The sequence below is a fragment of the Streptomyces sp. CB01580 genome, from assembly GCF_001905795.1.
GTDB lineage: Bacteria > Actinomycetota > Actinomycetes > Streptomycetales > Streptomycetaceae > Streptomyces.
Map to the genome: position 1 here is coordinate 89,293 of NZ_LIXJ01000015.1, position 18,065 is coordinate 107,357.

General features: G+C 71.3%; 13 protein-coding genes and 3 tRNA genes. 6 read left to right on the forward strand and 10 right to left on the reverse strand.

All coding sequences use genetic code 11. The features are described from left to right. Nucleotides 1–477 precede the first annotated feature (477 nt). Both AMK22_RS21675 and AMK22_RS21680 read left to right on the forward strand, forming a co-directional pair. A complete protein-coding gene (locus AMK22_RS21675; RefSeq protein WP_073787387.1) occupies nucleotides 478–906 on the forward strand; it encodes a DUF6153 family protein in 429 nt (142 codons plus the stop codon). 84 nt (nucleotides 907–990) lie between these two features. After that, the gene (locus tag AMK22_RS21680; RefSeq protein WP_073787389.1) at nucleotides 991–2,631 is read left to right on the forward strand and encodes a multicopper oxidase family protein; all 1,641 of its coding nucleotides are present in this window, start codon (nucleotides 991–993) and stop codon (nucleotides 2,629–2,631) included. A gap of 302 nt (nucleotides 2,632–2,933) precedes the next feature. Here AMK22_RS21680 and AMK22_RS21685 read toward each other — a convergent pair whose 3' ends face one another. The 8 genes from AMK22_RS21685 to AMK22_RS21720 form a co-directional block, all read right to left on the reverse strand. Further along, entirely contained in the window at nucleotides 2,934–4,229 is a 1,296-nt protein-coding gene (locus tag AMK22_RS21685) for an MFS transporter (RefSeq protein ID WP_073787391.1), read from the reverse strand. Continuing rightward, nucleotides 4,226–5,434, reverse strand: a complete 1,209-nt coding sequence (locus AMK22_RS21690; RefSeq protein WP_073787393.1) for a PLP-dependent cysteine synthase family protein — start codon at nucleotides 5,432–5,434, stop codon at nucleotides 4,226–4,228. Before AMK22_RS21690 ends, AMK22_RS21685 begins: the two co-directional genes overlap by 4 nt. Nucleotides 5,435–5,513: 79 nt before the next feature. Further along, nucleotides 5,514–5,915, reverse strand: coding sequence for a hypothetical protein (locus AMK22_RS21695; RefSeq protein WP_073787395.1), 402 nt, complete (start codon nucleotides 5,913–5,915; stop codon nucleotides 5,514–5,516). Nucleotides 5,916–6,470: 555 nt separating this feature from the next. After that, complete coding sequence (locus AMK22_RS21700; RefSeq protein WP_073787397.1) at nucleotides 6,471–6,896, reverse strand: DUF1622 domain-containing protein; 426 nt, start codon at nucleotides 6,894–6,896, stop codon at nucleotides 6,471–6,473. 85 nt (nucleotides 6,897–6,981) lie between these two features. Beyond that, on the reverse strand, nucleotides 6,982–7,485 hold the full coding sequence (locus AMK22_RS21705) for an MFS transporter (protein ID WP_143203591.1): 504 nt from the start codon (nucleotides 7,483–7,485) through the stop codon (nucleotides 6,982–6,984). A gap of 189 nt (nucleotides 7,486–7,674) precedes the next feature. Beyond that, nucleotides 7,675–7,748, reverse strand: a tRNA-Ile gene (locus AMK22_RS21710). A 360-nt stretch (nucleotides 7,749–8,108) separates the two neighbouring features. Beyond that, nucleotides 8,109–8,181 (reverse strand) — tRNA-Asn (locus AMK22_RS21715). A 5-nt stretch (nucleotides 8,182–8,186) separates the two neighbouring features. Beyond that, nucleotides 8,187–8,259, reverse strand: a tRNA-Asn gene (locus AMK22_RS21720). 193 nt (nucleotides 8,260–8,452) lie between these two features. On the opposite strand from AMK22_RS21720, the gene AMK22_RS21725 reads away from it, so the two are divergent. The 4 genes from AMK22_RS21725 to AMK22_RS21740 all read left to right on the forward strand — a co-directional run bounded on the left by AMK22_RS21725 (nucleotide 8,453) and on the right by AMK22_RS21740 (nucleotide 14,358). Further along, the gene (locus AMK22_RS21725) at nucleotides 8,453–8,758 is read left to right on the forward strand and encodes a YtxH domain-containing protein (RefSeq protein WP_073787401.1); all 306 of its coding nucleotides are present in this window, start codon (nucleotides 8,453–8,455) and stop codon (nucleotides 8,756–8,758) included. 217 nt (nucleotides 8,759–8,975) lie between these two features. Beyond that, nucleotides 8,976–10,421: an FGGY family carbohydrate kinase gene (locus AMK22_RS21730; protein ID WP_073787403.1), complete on the forward strand. Its 1,446-nt coding sequence runs from the start codon at nucleotides 8,976–8,978 to the stop codon at nucleotides 10,419–10,421. A gap of 272 nt (nucleotides 10,422–10,693) precedes the next feature. Further along, nucleotides 10,694–12,427, forward strand: coding sequence for an ABC transporter ATP-binding protein (locus tag AMK22_RS21735; RefSeq protein ID WP_073787405.1), 1,734 nt, complete (start codon nucleotides 10,694–10,696; stop codon nucleotides 12,425–12,427). Continuing rightward, nucleotides 12,427–14,358 (forward strand): ABC transporter ATP-binding protein, encoded by a 1,932-nt coding sequence (locus tag AMK22_RS21740; RefSeq protein ID WP_073787407.1) that lies wholly within the window; start codon nucleotides 12,427–12,429, stop codon nucleotides 14,356–14,358. The genes AMK22_RS21735 and AMK22_RS21740 overlap by 1 nt, the downstream gene beginning before the upstream one ends. A 197-nt stretch (nucleotides 14,359–14,555) precedes the next feature. Here the strand turns inward: AMK22_RS21740 and AMK22_RS21745 are convergent, their stop codons facing one another. Together AMK22_RS21745 and dnaG are read right to left on the reverse strand one after the other, a co-directional pair. Further along, nucleotides 14,556–15,743: an RNA polymerase sigma factor gene (locus AMK22_RS21745; protein WP_073787542.1), complete on the reverse strand. Its 1,188-nt coding sequence runs from the start codon at nucleotides 15,741–15,743 to the stop codon at nucleotides 14,556–14,558. Between the two features lie 251 nt (nucleotides 15,744–15,994). Then, on the reverse strand, nucleotides 15,995–17,920 hold the full coding sequence (gene dnaG, locus AMK22_RS21750) for a DNA primase (protein WP_073787409.1): 1,926 nt from the start codon (nucleotides 17,918–17,920) through the stop codon (nucleotides 15,995–15,997). Between the last annotated feature and the right edge of the window lie 145 nt (nucleotides 17,921–18,065).

Consider the following 18,065-nt stretch of genomic DNA (forward strand, 5'->3'; position numbering starts at 1 on the left):
TCACGGTATCCGCGCCCGCGGCCCCGACCGCGCCCATAGCCGTCGCCATGACCGTCGCCGTGACCGTGCTCCCTGACCCTGTGGTCGAAGATGCTACGAACCTTCATCTTCGCCTCCTTCGGAGGACTTGTCGCACCGCTCCTTGCTTCTGCAGCGGCACTACCGACACTACGACGACCCCTCACGACCAACAAGTCATAAAAGCCACTATTCGGCTAAAGGCACTAAATGCCGCACATCGCCTGACCGTTGCCCCAGGTCACAGCCCGCGAACGCGCCGGACCCGCGCGCCGACGGCCTTTCAGACACCTCGCCCTCACCCAGGGCACCATTCACCTTTGCCCAGGACAACGTTCCGGCCGGCCCCTCGCGACCACACCCGCCCCGCCCGGACCCTCCGGCCGCCGGAATACCCCCTCCCCGTACCATGGGGGCGGGTCCGGCAGCCGCAGAGCCGGACGGGGAACGGAGACCGACGTGACAGCGTGCCGAAAGCCCGCGACATGGCTGGGCCGGTGCGTGCTCGCCGTCGCGCTGCTCTTCGGCATCGTGCTGATGCACGCGCTCGGCCACCCCGGCGAACACGCGGTCACGAAACTCTCCGGCGGTCACATCACGACCGCGTCCCACGTGTCCGCCGGGCCGGCGCACCACCCGGCCGTCGCCGAGCCCCTCCGCACCACGGATCCCGCGCCCGCGCACGGGGCGGGGGTCACCACGACGGTGTGCCTCGCCGTGCTCGGTGCGGGCATCGGTGCCCTGCTGGTCGCACGCGCCGTACTCGGCCGGCCCGCCCGCGCCGCCGGAACGGCGGTGACGCGGCGGTTCGGGTACGCGCTCCTCGCGATCCCGCCGCCCGCCCCGCCCGGATCCCTCCTGAGCCGATTGTCGCTGCTGCGCATATAGGAAGCCCGGCCGCTCCTCGCCATGAGCAAAGCACCGTCTTCCTGATGTTCTTCACGCAACGACTCCTCAAGGGGTTTCACAGACATGACCGGACTCACCCGTCGTACCGTCCTCGGCGCCGGATTCGCCGCCGCCGGTACCGGCCTGCTGACCGCCTGTTCGGATTCGACGAGCGGCATGGACCACTCCTCCGGCGCGAACGGCACGTCACCAACCACCGACTACCTCGCCCCCGACGGCAAGGAGGTCGCGGCGGCCGAGGCCCGCCGCACGCCCGGCCGCGACCGGAAGGTGAGGCTCACCGCCGTCGAGACCCGGCTGGACCTCGGCGGCGGACGCACGGTCCGCTCCTGGGCGTACGGGGACGACCTCCCCGGCAAGGAAATCCGGGTCACCGCAGGCGACACCCTCGCGCTCACCCTCGCCAACAACCTGCCCGAGGCCACGAGCGTCCACTGGCACGGGCTCGCCCTGCGCAACGACATGGACGGGGTGCCGGGCCTCACCCAGCGCGGCATCGCGGCCGGTTCCTCCTTCGACTACCGCTTCGCCGTCACCCACCCCGGCACCTACTGGCTCCACCCTCACTCCGGCGTCCAGCAGGACCGCGGCCTGTACGCCCCGCTCGTCGTCGAGGACCCCAAGGAGCCGCTGGCCTACGACAAGGAGTGGGTGATCGTCCTCGATGACTGGGTCGACGGCGTCGACGGCTCCACCCCCGACGCCGTGCTCGCCGAACTCGCCAAGGGCATGGGCGGCATGGACCACGGCGGCTCCGAGGGCATGGACCACGGCGATTCGGGCAGCATGGAGGGCCACGACATGTCACACATGTCGCACACCTCGATGACGACGAGGAAGGCGAAGGCCACACCGCCCCCGCCCCCCTCCGGCCCCTCCCGGATGCTGATGGGCGCGAGCAGCGATCTGCTGGGCGGTGACGCCGGGGACGTCGGCTATCCGCACTACCTGATCAACGGCCGTACACCGCAAGCACCTTCGACCTTCACCGCGAAGCCGGGCGACCGGATCAGGCTCCGCATCATCAACGCCGGTGGCGACACCGCGTTCCGGATCGCGCTCGGCGGACACCGGTTCACCGTCACCCACGCCGACGGCTTCCCCGTCCGGCACACGCGGGCCGACGCGCTGCTGCTCGGCATGGGCGAGCGGATCGACGCCCTCGTCACCGCCGGGAACGGCACCTTCCCGCTCACGGCACTCGCCGAGGGCAAGAACCGCACCGCCCTCGCCGTCCTGCGCACCGGCGGCGGCGCCGCACCCACCGCCTCCGTACGCCCCGCGGAACTGCAGCGCCGGGTCCTCCACGGCGGTCAGTTGAAGGCGGACGACTCCGTACGGCTGGACGCCAAGCGCCCCGACCGCACGATCGAGTTCAGGCTCACCGGCTCGATGGCGAAGTACGACTGGGCCATCAACGGCAGGAAGTACGACCCCGCGCGGCGCCATCCGGTCCGCTCCGGCGAACGCGTCCGGCTGTCGTTCGTGAACGGCACGACGATGTGGCACCCCATGCACCTGCACGGCCACACCTTCGCGCTCGCCGACGGCGGCGCCCGCAAGGACACCTCGATCGTGCTGCCGGGCAAGCGGCTCGACGTCGACTTCGACGCCGACAACCCCGGGTTGTGGATGGTCCACTGCCACAACGTGTACCACGCCGAGTCCGGGATGATGACCGTCCTCGGCTATCTGAAGAAGTAACGTCCTCGCCCACGATCGGCAGTGGGAGAAGGAGCAGCGCCTGGGGCCTTCGAATCCAAGGCGGAGGAAGGAGTCGGATGGGGTCTCCCCTGCTCGAAAGCAGCTGAGAGCTCGGGGAAGGAGCGTCGGCACCTGACGACAACGCCGGAGGCGGAGGTCCCGGGCGCTGCGACGCCGCTGAGCATCGTGGGCGAGGCCGTAACCGCGGCCCGGAGCCGACGACCCGCCGCAGGGCGGGTGTGTCCCGGCCGGGGATTCCCGGGCGGGACACACCCGTCGGTCGGACAGTGCCGATCGGGCGGTCAGGCTGTCAGTGGCCGTGCACCGGCCCCGGCCGGTGGCGCGGCGAGGCGGCCCGCCCTGTGCAGTCGGCGCAGTGCGGCGGCGCACACCAGGCCGAGCGCGGTGAGCGCGGCCCAGGGCAGGGCCGGCACCCCCGCCTCGCGGGCGGCGTCGAGCGCCGCTCCGGTCAGGAGGTTGCCGACGGTGATGCCGACCCCGCAGACGGTGTTGTAGAGGCCGTAGTGCGTGGCGACGAGGCGGTCGCCCGAGAGCCGCACGACGGTGTCCATCTCGAAGGGGTAGGCGATCATCGTGCCGACGGCGAGGAGCAGCGCGGACAGGGTCGGGGGCACCGCGGCCAGGAGCCACAGGCCGATCCCTCCGGCCGGTACGGGAACGGTCGTGGCGGCGAGGAGCGGCAGGAACGCCGCGGCCATCGTGAGCAGGCCCCGGACGAGGGCGCGGCCCGGTTCCATGCGGGCCCTGCACCAGGCGGTCACCCTGGTCTGGTACAGGATCGTGCCGAGTCCGGAGACGGCGAACAGGGCGGCCACGGCCGCCGTGCCGAAGGCGCCCTCCCCGCCGAGCCGCCGCACTTCCAGCGGAAGCGCCAGGTAGACCTGGAACGACATCACGTACGAGCCGGTCATGGCCACCGAGAACAGCAGGAACGGACGGTTCGCGAGCATGCCCCGCCACTCGGTGAGGAACCTCCGCCCGGCCGTCCCCCCGGCCTCCGCCGCCCGGCGGGCCGGCAGGGCGCGGACCTGCACCGCGCCCAGCACGGCGAAGGTGACCGCCGCGACGAGGCAGGTGACCCGGAAACCGACGCCGGTCAGCACCATGCCCACCAGGGGGCCGAGCAGTACCCCCGCCTGGTAGAAGACGTTGAACAGGGCGAACGCCTCCACCCGGCGCTCCCCCGCGTCGAGGGCGAGATACGCGCGGGTGGCCGGGTTGAACAGGGCTCCGGCCAGCCCCGTCGCCGCGGAGGCGGCGATCAGCGCGGGCACGGAGTCCACCAGGCCCAGGGTCGCGAAGCCCGCGGTGCGCAGCACGAGTCCGGTGATGATCACGGGCTTGTAGCCGAGCCGGTCCGCGAGCGTGCCGCCGACGAGGAACATGCCCTGCTGGCTGAAGTTGCGGACGCCGAGGATGAGTCCGACCAGCCAGCCCGCGAGTCCGAGGGACCCGGCGAGGTGGGACGCGAGATAGGGCATCAGCATGTAGAAGCCGAGGTTGATGGTGAACTGATTCACCATCAACAGCCGCACGCCGCTCTCGTACGAGCGGAACCGGGCGAGGGTCCCCCTCATCGGACCCGCTCCTCGGACGCGTCGGCGGATCCGGCGGCGTCGAACACGCCGGCGGGGTCGGTGCCCTCGACCGTGCCCGCGGAACGGGCGTCACCGGCCGCCGGTTCCTCCTCGGTGAGCGTGAGCGGGTCGACCACGCAGGCGCACCGCGTCCAGCGGGTGACCTCCTTCTCGCCCAGCCGTCCGATCACGTCCGGTTCGGGTGCGGGTGGACCGGCGAGGAGACCGTGGGCGGCGCAGTAGTCGTCGTCGTACACCGTGCCCAGGTAGCGCTGCGGACCGTCGGGGAAGACGGCCGCGATCCTGGCCTCCCCGGGGAGCGTGCGGGCGAGCCAGCCCGCGACCAGGGCGACGGCACCGACGCTCCAGCCACCGGTGGCGTAGTGGGAGGAGGCGAGCCGGCGGCAGGTCCACACGGCCTCGCCCGGGGCCACCCAGTGCACCTCGTCGAACTGGTCGTACGCGACGTTGCGGGGGTGGATGCTCGATCCGAGTCCTCGCATGAGGCGGGTCCGGGCGGGCTGGCCGAAGATCGTCGAGCCGATGGTGTCGACTCCGACCAGGGTCAGGTCGGGGTACAGCCGACGCAGGACACGGGAGACGCCCGCCGAGTGCCCGCCGGTGCCCACGCTGCACACCAGGACGTCGATGTGCCCCAGCTCGGTGGCGAGTTCGAGGGCGAGCGGCGTGTACGCGGCGGTGTTGTCCGGATTGTTGTACTGGTCCGGGCACCAGGAACCGGGGTGCCGCGCGAGGAGCCGTGCGACCCGGTCGCGGCGGGCCTGCTGCCAGCCGCCGGTCGGATGTGGTTCGGCGACCACGTCGACCTGGGCCCCGTACGCGGACAGCAGCCGCGTCATGGACGACTCCAGTCCGGGATCGGTGACCAGGGTGACGGGGTGGCCGTACACCATGCCCGCTAGGGCGAGACCGAGGCCGAGCGTGCCGCTGGTGGACTCGATGATGCGGGCGCCGGGGCGAAGTTCGCCGCGGACACGGGCCCGTTCGACCATGTGCAGGGCGGGGCGGTCCTTGATGCCGCCGGGGTTGAAGCCTTCCAGTTTGGCCCAGAAGCCGTGGCCCGCCGGGGCGAGCGGCTCCGGGACCCGGAGCAGAGGAGTGTTGCCCACCAGCCCGGACAGGGCGGAGCCGGCGGCTCGGACGGTGCCGGTGAGAAGGGTGACGTCGGTGGTCGAGGAATGCATGGTCGGCTCTCGTTTCGGTGATGCGCGTCAGAGGGTCGTCCGTGGGCAGCCGGGAAGCACACGGCTGCGGGTGGACGGCCTAGATGCGCCACCGGCAGACCTTGATCCGCGTCGAGCGGCCGGAACCGGCTATGTCCCCGCATGCCCCGGCCGGGGCGGGGAACCGGAGGACGGCGTACGGTGCCGAAGACTCGACACGGGACACGACCGGTACGGCGGAGTCGACCACGTGCCGGGCGAGGCCGAGTTCGGAACCGAGACGGGGCGACGCGCACCCGGCCCTGTGTTCGTGGTGGGGGTGGCCGGGGGCCTGGTCCTCGGCGTGATCGAGGCCGGTCGTCATGGCCGCCGGGCCCGTCGGGGTCGCTCTGGCGATGTGCCGGTGCGCGGTGTCGCCGAGCGGCGGGAAGCAGTGGGCCACCGCCAGCAGGACGACGCCGACGACGGCGACGAGTAAGCGGCTGTGGGAGTGGCGGGGCACAGGTCCTCCGGGCGGGCTGTCCTGTTTCGGCCGCATCTCGGGAGTCCAGGGGCGGAGCTCGTCCCCCTCGCCCGCACCCGGGGAGTGCGCCGACCGGCCGCTTTCACGCGGAAAGGCGGGCTACGCGGGCGTGACGGAGCCGTGATCGCGTCATCATCTTAAGCGCATATTCGCAAAGGGCCGGAATATCGTGGCACAGGGCGCGAGGAGTCGCACGAAGAATCGATCAGCCGCTCGAATCAAATGTTCGATCGCGTGTCCTTGTCGGGGAATCAACACATGCATCCACGATGTGACCACACCTCAACTGCCTGGTCCGGGCCGTGTCGAGCGAGGGACGGCGCCTTGGAAGGGCTTCGGTGCGCGTCGCGTATCCGCCACGCGTGCCGCACCGGATCCCCGTCCTCTCGAATGCCGGACGGGGAATTCCCGGCGGAAAGAATAAATCCCGCCGCGGCACTCGCGAAATCGTCTACGGAATTCCGGGCGCGCCCGGCCGGGCATCGCGCCGACGCGGCGGTCCGGCCGTACGAATGGGCCGTACGACGGGGGCGTTCACCGCTGGTCCGGCCGCTCGCGCGGAGGACCGGAGGGGGTGGCCGGCTCCCGGCCCGGTTTCCCACCGGCGACGGCCCCGCGGCCGTGGGACTGCCACGGCCGGCGGCCCTCGATCTCGACGATGAGTGCCGTGCTCAGGAACGTTCTGATGAGCACGATGAGTGCCAGGACGCCGACGCCCGCGAACGTGGGCGACACGGCGACCGACCGGATGATGTCCCCGGCGACGAGGAACTCCAGGCCGAGCAGGATCGTGCGGCCCAGCCGCTGCCGTACGAGCTGGTAGTCGTCGAGGGAGTTTCTCCTTCTGACGGTTCCCATCAGGTACGGCACCAGCGCGACGCAGCTCCCGACGGCGATGACGGCCACTCCGATGCCCTCGGCTACCGTGCCGAGCACCTCGACGAGGTCTCTGTAGAACATGGCGTCCTCTCGTCACCGGCGATCGCGACGCACGTCCGTCACGGGCGCCGCACCGCTCCGTCGGCGGTCACCTCGCATCGTTCGCCTACTCGTTCCGGTCCGGCCGGGCTCCGGCCGGAACCCGCGGATCGCGCCGGGCATCCGCGTGCACCGCGCCGTCGGCCGGCGCCGGACGGACCGCGGCCGGGACCGGGCCCGCCGGGTCCGCCGGGTCCGGCGTGGCCGAGGCGCCGAACGTGCGCAGCACGACCGCGAGGGCGGCGAGGCCGATCAGCGCGGCCACCCCGGCGATGAACGCGCCGGCGACCACGAGCTCCATCGTCTGCGACAGGAGCCCGATCAGCACCACGGGAGCGGCCATGCCGAGGTAGGCGGCCACGAAGAACATCGAGATCACGGAGGCCCGGCGGGCAGGGGCGACGACCCGGTAGGTCTCGCCCGGACCACCCCGGAAGACCAGCCCCACCGCGGCACCGCCGAGGACGGTGCCGACCAGGAACAGCCACAGGACCTCGGTGAACAGGGCGAGCGGCAGCGGCAGCGGCGCGAACGGAGCGACCGCGCGCCGCACCCCCGGGCGACTGTGCACGCCGCGCATCCGGACGGCCCAATACGCGCGTCTGTGCGAGTGAGCCGCCCGCGTGCCTCGCCGGCGAGGCCGGCGCGTCGGGCGAGCATGGGGCGAGCCATTGGGCTGAGGAACACGAAAAGGCCCCCGCATCAACGGGGGCCTCCACGTTTCGCCAGTTCAGGAGTGGAAGGTTTCTCCAGACACCTGTGGGGCGGGTGGGACTCGAACCCACGGCCGACGGATTATGAGTCCGCTGCTCTAACCGGCTGAGCTACCGCCCCTCTTCGGCGTGGCGCGTACAAGTGTGCGCGCCGTCTGCCGCAGCATAGCCGGTCATACGATCTCTCGCTCCGGATGGTCGGCTTCGCGTGACCAGGAAGACTCCCCCGCCTCCCCACCCGGTTCCGGATGGCACGAAGTACACGCGAAAGAGTCACGTGTGTCCCAGCCGCATCACCGGAACCGGTGACACGCCCGGACCCGGGCGACCGCCGACACGAACGGCCGTCTGCACGAACGGGCCGCCGCCCACGGGCACGAGCAGTCACCGGCACGGACGGGCGCGCGGTCCGGGACGTGCGGTCGCGTGACGCGACCACGGAAACACGAAAAAGGACCCCGCAGGGTCCTCCTCCGATCAGCTCCCCCGACTGGACTCGAACCAGTAACCCTCCGGTTAACAGCCGAATGCTCTGCCAATTGAGCTACAGGGGATCGCGCTCCCCCGACTGGACTCGAACCAGTAACCTGCCGGTTAACAGCCGGCTGCTCTGCCAATTGAGCTACAGGGGATTGCTGCGTCTGCACCGAGCCCTGCCCACCTGGCTGCTGCCGGGCGGCGCGTGCTCGCTGCGACACATACATTAGCGCAAGCAGGGGGGTGCTTTGCCAATCGGTATCGCCCGGGGTGATCTCGGGTGCCTACGGGTAGGCGGGCAGCACACGTCGCGCCGAGCGGCGCACTGAGCCAGGAAGGGTGGCAGCCATGCGGTACCGGCTCACGTTCATCGCCGGACTCGCCATCGGATACGTGATCGGGACACGGGCCGGGCGCGAGCGTTACGAGCAGATGAAGAAGTCCGCACGCGAGTTCGCCCGGAACCCCGCCGTACGCAACACCGCCGAGTCCGCGGCGCAGACCGGCCGCGATCTGGCGGGCCGGGCCTATCACTCGGTGAGCGACAAGGTCGGCGAGAAGGTGCCCGCCTCGGTGACCGCCCGGGTGCGCTCGCTGCGGGACCGGAACGGGGGACGGAACGGCGAGGACGACTGGGGCACCTCCAACACGTGATCGGGCGCGTCGACGCCTGATCGGGCCCGTCGACACGTGATCGAGCGCGTCAGCACGTGACCGCCGCCGACGGGGCACCGGCCGGGCCCGCCCGGTGCCCCTCGCGCGCCTGCCCGGCATCCCCGTACGCCCGGCCCGCTCCGCGCGGCCGGGCCGCCCGTGTGCCGCCGCGCCGTACGGTACGGAAACGCTCCGGCGGTGCGGCAGAATCTTGGGCATGGGGATAGTCGCCGGCTTGGACAGCTCTTCCGCCTTCACTCACATCGTCGTCTGCGACACGGACACGGGCGCCGTGCTGCGCCGGGGTTACGCCGCCCACCCCGTCGAACCGAAGGCCACCGAGGTCGACCCGCAGGCATGGTTGCTCTCGCTGGGCGAGGCGGCCGGCGGGGGCCTACTCGAAGGCGTACAGGCCATCGGCGTCTCCGCGCAGCAGCACGGGCTGGTGCCGCTGGACCACCAGGGCGGCGTCGTACGCCCGGCGCTGCTCGGCAACGACAAGCGGGCGCAGGCCGCCGCGGCCGACCTGATCGACGGGCTGGGCGGGCGCCAGGCATGGGCCGAGGCGGTCGGGTCGGTCCCGCAGGCCGCGCAGCCGGTGGCGAAGCTGCGCTGGCTGGCCCGCAACGAGCCGGAGGCGGCCCAGCGGGTGGCCGAGGTGCTCCAGCCGCACGACTGGCTGGTGTGGCAGCTGCTGGGCCGGCCGGCCCGGCGGACCACCGACCGGGGCGCCGCGTCCGGCACCGGCTACTGGTCGGCGGGCACCGGTGCGTACCGGCCCGATCTGGTGGAGCTCGCGCTGGGGCATCCGGTGGCGCTGCCCGAGGTGCTCGGCCCCTGCGACACTGCCGGGGCGACGCCCGAGGGGCTGCTGATCTCCGCGGGGACGGGCGAGACGATGGCGGCGGCGTTCGGGCTCGGGCTCGGGGCCGGTGACGCGGTGGTGTCGCTGGGCGCCTCGGGGTCGGTGATGGCGGTGCACCACGAGGCGCTGTCCGACCCGAGCGGGACGATCACGTCGCTCGCGGACGCGACCGGCATGCATCTGCCGGTGGTGTACACGTCGAACGCGGTACGGGCCTTGCGCGGGACCGCCGAGATGCTGGCCGCGGAGAACCTGGAGGAGTTGTCCGCGCTGGCGCTGAAGTCGACGCCGGGTGCCTCCGGGCTGGTGCTCCTGCCGTACCTGGAGGGCGAGCGCACCCCGCACCTGCCGCACACGGCGGGGACGCTGTGCGGGCTGCGGCGCGAGTCGATGAAGCCGGAGCACCTGGCGCGGGCCGCGTTCGAGGGGATGCTGTGCTCGCTGGCCGACGCGCTCGACGTGCTGCGCGGCCGGGGTGTCGAGGTGCGGCGGGTGTTCCTGCTGGGCGCGGCGGCCGAGCTGCCGGCCGTGCAGGCGATCGCGCCCGCGCTGTTCGGCACGCAGGTGGTCGTCCCGCAGCCGGCCGAGTACGCGGCCCTGGGCGCGGCCCGGCAGGCGGCCTGGGCGCTGGGCGTCTCGCAGGGGACGGCCGATCCTCACACTCCCCCGGCCTGGCAGGGCGCGGCGGCGCAGGTGCTGGAGCCCGGCGAGGAGCTGGCGGCGGGTCAGGCGATCCGCCAGCAGTACGTGGCGACGCGGGACCAAATCCACCCGGGGGCGTTCACCGCGGCACTCTGATCCGGTCCGCGCGCGACGGCGCACGGCGCTCCGATCCGATCCGCGCGGCACACGACGGCGCACGGCGCTCCGACCGGGTCCGCGCGGCACACGACAGCGCGCGGTCGGGGCACGGAACGGCGCGGCCGAGTACATGCGACGGAGGTCAACCCTCCGCCACATGTACTCGGTCTGTTTTTTTACCCGGTCTTGAGTAAAAACGTTCGCGGCCCTCGCACGGGGTACCGGAAAATGGGTCGCCTCCCGACCTCCGCCGACTCCGAGAGACACGCGTGCTCATAAAACTCCTGCGGGCCCATCTCGGTCCGTACAAGAAACCCATCCTGCTGCTGGTCCTGCTCCAGTTCCTGCAGACCTGCGCCACCCTCTATCTGCCGACCCTGAACGCCGACATCATCGACAACGGTGTCGTGAAGGGGGACACGGGCTACATCCTGGAGTTCGGCGGCATCATGATCGCCGTCAGCATCGCCCAGGTCGCCTGCAACGTCGGTGCCGTCTACCACGGTTCCCGCACCGCGTCCGCGCTCGGCCGCGACGTCCGGGCGGCGGTCTTCGACCGGGTCCAGTCGTTCTCCGCGCGGGAGGTCGGGCGGTTCGGCGCGCCCTCGCTGATCACGCGCACGACCAATGACGTCCAGCAGATCCAGATGCTGGTGCTGATGACGTTCACGCTGATGGTGTCGGCGCCGATCATGTGCGTCGGCGGTATCGTCCTGGCTCTCGGCCAGGACGTCCCGCTGTCGTCGGTGCTGCTCGCGGTGGTGCCGGTCCTCGGCATCGCGGTGGGCCTGATCGTGAAGCGGATGCGCCCGCTGTTCCGCACCATGCAGGAGCGGGTCGACACCGTGAACCGGGTGCTGCGGGAGCAGATCACCGGCAACCGGGTCATCCGCGCGTTCGTCCGCGACGGCTACGAGACGAAACGCTTCGGCGTCGCCAACGACGAGCTGACCGACGTCTCGCTGTCCACCGGGCGGCTGATGGCGCTGATGTTCCCGACCGTGATGACGGTGGTGAACGTGTCGTCGATCGCCGTGGTCTGGTTCGGTGCCCACCGCATCGACAGCGGCGGCATGGAGATCGGTGCGCTGACCGCGTTCCTCGCCTACCTCATGCAGATCGTCATGTCGGTAATGATGGCCACCTTCATGTTCATGATGGTGCCGCGCGCCGAGGTGTGCGCCGAGCGCATCCAGGAGGTCCTGGAGACCGAGTCCAGCGTGGTCCCGCCCGTCGCCCCGGTCCGGGAGCTGCGTGCCCACGGCCATCTGGAGATCCGGGGCGCGGACTTCCGCTACCCGGGCGCCGAGGAACCGGTGCTGCGGTCGGTGGACCTGGTGGCCCGCCCCGGCGAGACCACCGCGATCATCGGGTCGACGGGCAGCGGGAAGTCGACGCTGCTCGGACTCGTACCGCGCCTGTTCGACGTGACGGACGGCCAGGTGCTGGTCGACGGCACGGACGTGCGGACGCTGGACCCGGAGCTGCTGGCGAGGACCGTGAGTCTCGTCCCGCAGAAGCCGTACCTGTTCTCCGGGACGGTCGCGAGCAACCTGAGGTACGGGAACCCGGACGCGACGGACGAGGAGCTGTGGCACGCGCTGGAGGTCGCGCAGGCCAAGGAGTTCGTCGAGGCGCTGGAGCACGGCCTGGAGGCCCCGATCGCGCAGGGCGGCACCAATGTCTCGGGCGGGCAGCGGCAGCGGCTGGCGATCGCCAGGACGCTGGTGCGGCAGCCGGAGATCTACCTGTTCGACGACTCGTTCTCGGCTCTCGACTACGCCACCGACGCCGCCCTGCGCGCGGCGCTGACGCGGGAGACGGCCGGGGCGACCGTGGTGATCGTGGCGCAGCGGGTGTCCACCATCCGCGACGCGGACCGGATCCTGGTGCTCGACGAGGGCCGGGTCGTGGGCCGCGGCACCCACCACGAACTGATGGACGGCAATGAGACGTACCGGGAGATCGTGCTCTCCCAGCTGACGGAAGCGGAGGCCGCGTAATGGCCGGGCCTGGCGGACGGATGATGGCGGGCGGCGCGCCGACCGACCGGTCCATGGACTTCAAGGGGTCGTCGAAGCGGCTGCTGAAGCGCTTCGGGACGGAGAAGTCCTCGCTGTACGCGATGCTGGCGGCCGGGGCGCTGAGCGTCGGCCTGTCGGTGGTCGGACCGAAGATCCTCGGCCGCGCGACGGACCTGGTGTTCGCCGGGGTCATCGGCCGGCGGATGCCCGAGGGCGCCACGAAGGAGCAGGTCGTCGAGAACCTGCACAAGTCCGACAGCGGGCTGGCCGACATGCTGTCCGGGGTGGACTTCGTCCCCGGTCACGGCATCGACTTCGGCGCCGTCGGCGACGTACTGCTGCTCGCGCTGGCGGTCTACGTCGTGGCCGGACTGCTGATGCTCGTATCGTCCCGGCTGTCGATCCGGATCATCAACCGGGTCGTGTTCCGGCTGCGTGAGGACATCCAGGCGAAGCTGTCCCGGCTGCCGTTGTCGTACTTCGACCAGGCCAAGCGCGGCGAGGTGCTCAGCCGGGCGACGAACGACATCGACAACATCTCGCAGACGATGCAGCAGACGATGGGCCAGCTCGTCAACTCCCTGCTCACCATCGTCGGCGTGCTGATCATGATGTTCTGGATCTCGCCGCTGCTGGCACTGGTCGCGCTGGTGACGGTGCCGCTCTCGGTGGTCGTGGCGACGAAGGTCGGCAAGCGCTCGCAACCTCAGTTCGTCCAGCAGTGGAAGGTGACCGGCAAGCTCAACGCCCACGTCGAGGAGATGTACACCGGGCACACCCTGGTGAAGGTCTTCGGGCGGCAGGAGGAGTCCGCGAAGGACTTCGCCGAGCAGAACGAGGCCCTGTACGAGGCGGGGTTCAAGGCGCAGTTCAACAGCGGGATCATGCAGCCGCTGATGATGTTCGTGTCGAACCTGAACTATGTGCTGATCGCCGTCGTCGGCGGTCTGCGGGTCGCCTCGGGTTCGCTGTCCATCGGTGACGTGCAGGCGTTCATCCAGTACTCGCGGCAGTTCTCGATGCCGCTGACCCAGGTCGCCTCGATGGCGAACCTGGTGCAGTCGGGCGTCGCGTCGGCCGAGCGGATCTTCGAGCTGCTGGACGCCGAGGAGCAGGGCGCCGATCCGGCACCCGGCGAGGCCGAGCGGCCGAAGGAGCTGCGCGGCAGCGTCGCGCTGGAGAAGGTGTCGTTCCGCTACGACCCGGACAAGCCGCTCATCGAGGACCTGTCGCTGAACGTCGAGCCGGGGCACACGGTCGCCATCGTCGGCCCCACCGGCGCCGGCAAGACCACCCTCGTCAATCTGCTGATGCGGTTCTACGAGGTGACCGGCGGACGGATCACCCTCGACGGCGTCGACGTGGTGAAGATGTCGCGCGACGAGCTGCGCGCGGGCATCGGCATGGTCCTCCAGGACACCTGGCTGTTCGGCGGCACGATCGCGGACAACATCGCGTACGGCGCTTCGCGCGAGGTCACCCGGGAGGAGATCGAGGAGGCAGCCCGGGCGGCCCACGCCGACCGCTTCATCCGTACCCTGCCGGACGGTTACGACACGGTGATCGACGACGAGGGCTCCGGCGTCAGCGCGGGCGAGAAGCAGCTGATCACCATCGCGCGGGCATTCCTGTCCGACCCTGTGATCCTGGTGCTCGACGAGGCGACGAGCTCCGTCGACACCCGTACCGAGGTGCTGATCCAGAAGGCGATGGCGCGCCTGGCGCACGGGCGCACCAGCTTCGTGATCGCGCACCGGCTCTCCACCATCCGGGACGCCGACGTCATCCTGGTGATGGAGAACGGCTCGATCGTCGAACAGGGCACGCACGAGGAGCTGTTGGCGGCCGGTGGGGCGTACGCCCGGCTGTACTCGGCGCAGTTCGCGCAGGCGGTGGCCGAGGTCGACTAGTGCCGCTCCCGGCAACGTTTGCCCCGTCGCACCGTCCGGGCAAACCTTGGCGGTCACGGCACTAGGCGGGTGATGGAGCCGGTCGGTCCGCGGGGGGACCGACCGGCTCTGCCGTTCCTCGCCGGTCCCGTCGGTGCCGTCGGTGCCGTCGGTGCCGTCGGTGCCGTCGTGGCCGTCGGTGCCGTCGGTGCCGTCGGTCAGTCGAGATAGCCGCGGAGCTGGTCGGCGAAGGTGTGGTCGCGCAGTTTGCCGAGGGTCTTGGACTCGATCTGCCGGATGCGTTCGCGCGTCACACCGAAGATCCGGCCGATCTCCTCAAGCGTGCGGGGCCGCCCGTCGACCAGCCCGTAGCGCAGCTGGACCACTTTCCGCTCGCGCTCCCCGAGCGTGGACAGCACCGCCTCCAGGTGCTCGCGCAGCAGCAGGAAGGCGGCGGACTCGACGGGGGACGCGGCGTCCCCGTCCTCGATCAGGTCGCCGAGGGCGAGGTCCTCCTCCTCGCCGACGGGAGCGTGCAGCGACACGGGTTCCTGGGCCAGCCGCAGGATCTCGCCGACCCGTTCCGGGGTGAGGTCGAGCTGGTCGGCGACCTCCTCGGGCGTCGGCTCCTGGCCGTGCTCCTGGAGCATCCGCCGCTGGACGCGTACCACCCGGTTGATCAGTTCGACGACGTGGACCGGGACCCGGATGGTCCGCGCCTGGTCGGCGAGGGCGCGGGACATGGCCTGGCGGATCCACCAGGTGGCGTACGTGGAGAACTTGTAGCCCCGGGTGTAGTCGAACTTCTCGACCGCCCTGATCAGTCCGAGGTTCCCCTCCTGGACCAGATCGAGCATGGTCAGCCCGCGGCCGATGTAGCGCTTGGCGACGGAGACGACGAGGCGGAGGTTGGCCTCGATCAGGCGGCGCTTCGCCATCCGTCCCATGACCACCAGCCGGTCGAGGTCGACGGCCAGCCGGGTGTCCGGGTCCGGGGTGCTCGCGAGCCGTTCCTCCGCGAAGAGCCCGGCCTCGATCCGGCGGGCCAGCTCCACCTCGTCGGCGGCGGTGAGCAGCGGGATGCGGCCGATCTCCCGCAGGTACTGGCGGAAGAGGTCGGCGGACGGTCCGCCGGCCTCCGGACGGCCGCGCGGCTCCGGGGCCTCGGGAGCCGCCGGCGACGGCTCCTTGGCGAAGCCCTCGGCCAGGCCGGCTGCCTCGGTCGTCTCAGCGGTCTCGGTCGCCCCGGGCCCCTCGGGTGGCCCGGACGCGCCGGGGGGTTCGCGCAAGGCGGGTGCCTCGGGCGGAATCTGCGGCTCCACCGCACCCTCGGGGTGGCGCACGGCCCGGTTCTGCGCGGGGATGGCCGAGACGGGCTCGGGTTGGGTCACGGTCCGGGTCTGCACGGGGGCGACCTCCAGGTGATCGCTGCCGGACCGCGGGGACGGAACCACCACAGGGTGGACCAGCCGCGCTCCGATGACTCAGGCACCGCTCCCAGTGTGGGGGAAGACACATCACTGTCACGAGGGGCGTGCGAGGACTTTCTGAGTCCGTTCCGTGACCGACCGGTTACGCGGACGTACGGGCCCGAGCGGATGCGCGCCCGCGTGAACCGCGCGCGCCCGGGCGCCGCCGCGGGGGCGGCCGGCCCGGGTCAGAGCGCGTCGGCGCCGTGGTTGCGCAGGGACTCGGCGTACTGCTGGAGGACCCAGACCTCGTTCTGCGCCGCCGCCAGCTGCTCCGGGGGCACATGGCTGCCGAGGCGGGCCAGGCTGCCCTGGACCTCACCGATCCGGCGGTCGACGGCGCGCAGCCGGACCTGGACGAGTTGCACCCCGGCGTAGGTCTCGTCGATGGTCTTGCCGTGGAAGACCTCCACCGCCAGCTCGGTCACGAGGTTGCGCACCGTGTCGTCGGGGGCCACGTCCAGCACCCGGGCCAGGTAGTCGCGGGGCTCCGGGAGGCCCGTCTCGGCACCGCCCGCGTCCGCGACGCACTGCCGGACCGCGGCGTACGGCGGGGCGGTGAACTCGTCGACCCCGTAGGCGTCGAAGGCCGGTGAGACCAGGGCGGGCTTCTGGAGGGCGAGCTTCAGCAGTTCGCGTTCGGTGCGGTGGGCGGGGCTGCGCAGGTGCAGGGCGGGACCCGAGGGGGCGGCGGTTGTCCGGACCTGCTCGTGCCGGAGGCCGCCGGGAGCACCGGCGCCGCCGCGGGACGAGGCCGGGGCGGGACCGCGCCGGTCGCCCCGCTCGCGGGCCCAGCGGGCGAGCTGGGCGACCCGCTTGACCACGAACTGGGTGTCCAGGATGCCGAGCATCCCGGCCAGCTGGACGGCGACCTCGTGCTGCGAGGAGCTGTTCTTGATCCGGGCGACGACGGGGGCCGCCTCGTCGAGCGCGGCGCCGCGCCCCGCCGGGGTCTCCAGGTCGTACCGCCCCACGATCTGGCGCAGCGCGAACTCGAAGAGCGGGGTGCGCGGTTCGACCAGGTCGCGGACGGCCTCGTCGCCCTTGGCCAGGCGCAGATCGCAGGGGTCCATGTTGTCCGGCGCGATCGCGATGTACGTCTCGGCGGCGAATTTCTGGTCGTCCTCGAAGGCGCGCAGCGCGGCCTTCTGCCCGGCGGCGTCGCCGTCGAAGGTGAAGATCACCCGGGCGCTGCCGTTGTCCATCAACAGGCGGCGCAGGATCTTGATGTGGTCCCCGCCGAAGGCCGTGCCGCAGGTGGCGATGGCGGTGGTGACCCCGGCGAGATGGCAGGCCATGACGTCGGTGTAGCCCTCGACGACGACGGCGCGGCTGCTCTTCGCGATGTCCTTCTTCGCCAGGTCGATGCCGTAGAGCACCTGGGACTTCTTGTAGATCGCGGTCTCGGGGGTGTTGAGGTACTTCGGCCCGTTGTCGTCGTCGCGCAGCTTGCGGGCGCCGAAGCCGACGACATCGCCGGAGGTGTCGCTGATCGGCCACATGAGCCGGCCGCGGAAGCGGTCGATGGGGCCGCGCCTGCCGTCCTGGGAGAGGCCGGAGGCGATCAGCTCCCTGTCGCTGAAGCCCTTGCCGCGCAGATAGCGGGTGAGGTGGTCCCAGCCCGCCGGGCTGTAACCGATGCCGAAGTGGACGGCGGCGTCCTGGTCGAAGCCGCGCTCGGCCAGGAACTTCCGGCCGATCTCGGCCTCGGGGCCGTCCAGCTGCTCGCGGTAGAAGTCGGCGGCCACCTTGTGCGCCTCGACCAGCCGGATGCGCTCACCGCGCTGGTGGGAGGGGTTGTACCCGCCCTCCTCGTACCGCAGGGTGATGCCCGCCTTGGCGGCGAGCCGTTCGACCGTCTCGGAGAACGAGAGATGGTCGATCTTCATCACGAAGGCGATCGTGTCGCCGCCCTCCTGGCAGCCGAAGCAGTGGAACAGGCCCTTGCTCGGGCTGACCTGGAAGGAGGGGGACTTCTCGTCGTGGAATGGGCAGAGACCCTTGAGGTTGCCGCCGCCCGCATTGCGCAGCTGGAGATACTCGGAAACGACGGCGTCGATCGGGACCGCGTCCCGTACCGCCTTCACGTCCTCGTCATTGATCCTGCCTGCCACGGGTGAATTCTACGGGCGGGGTACGACACCTCTGTCGACCGCCACTGTGATCCCGGGTACCCGGGCCGTGCCCCGCCCGTGCCCCCGGCCGGACACCCCGGCCGCCCAGGCCCGGAAAGGCGCTCGCCCCGGCTCGGGAACGTCC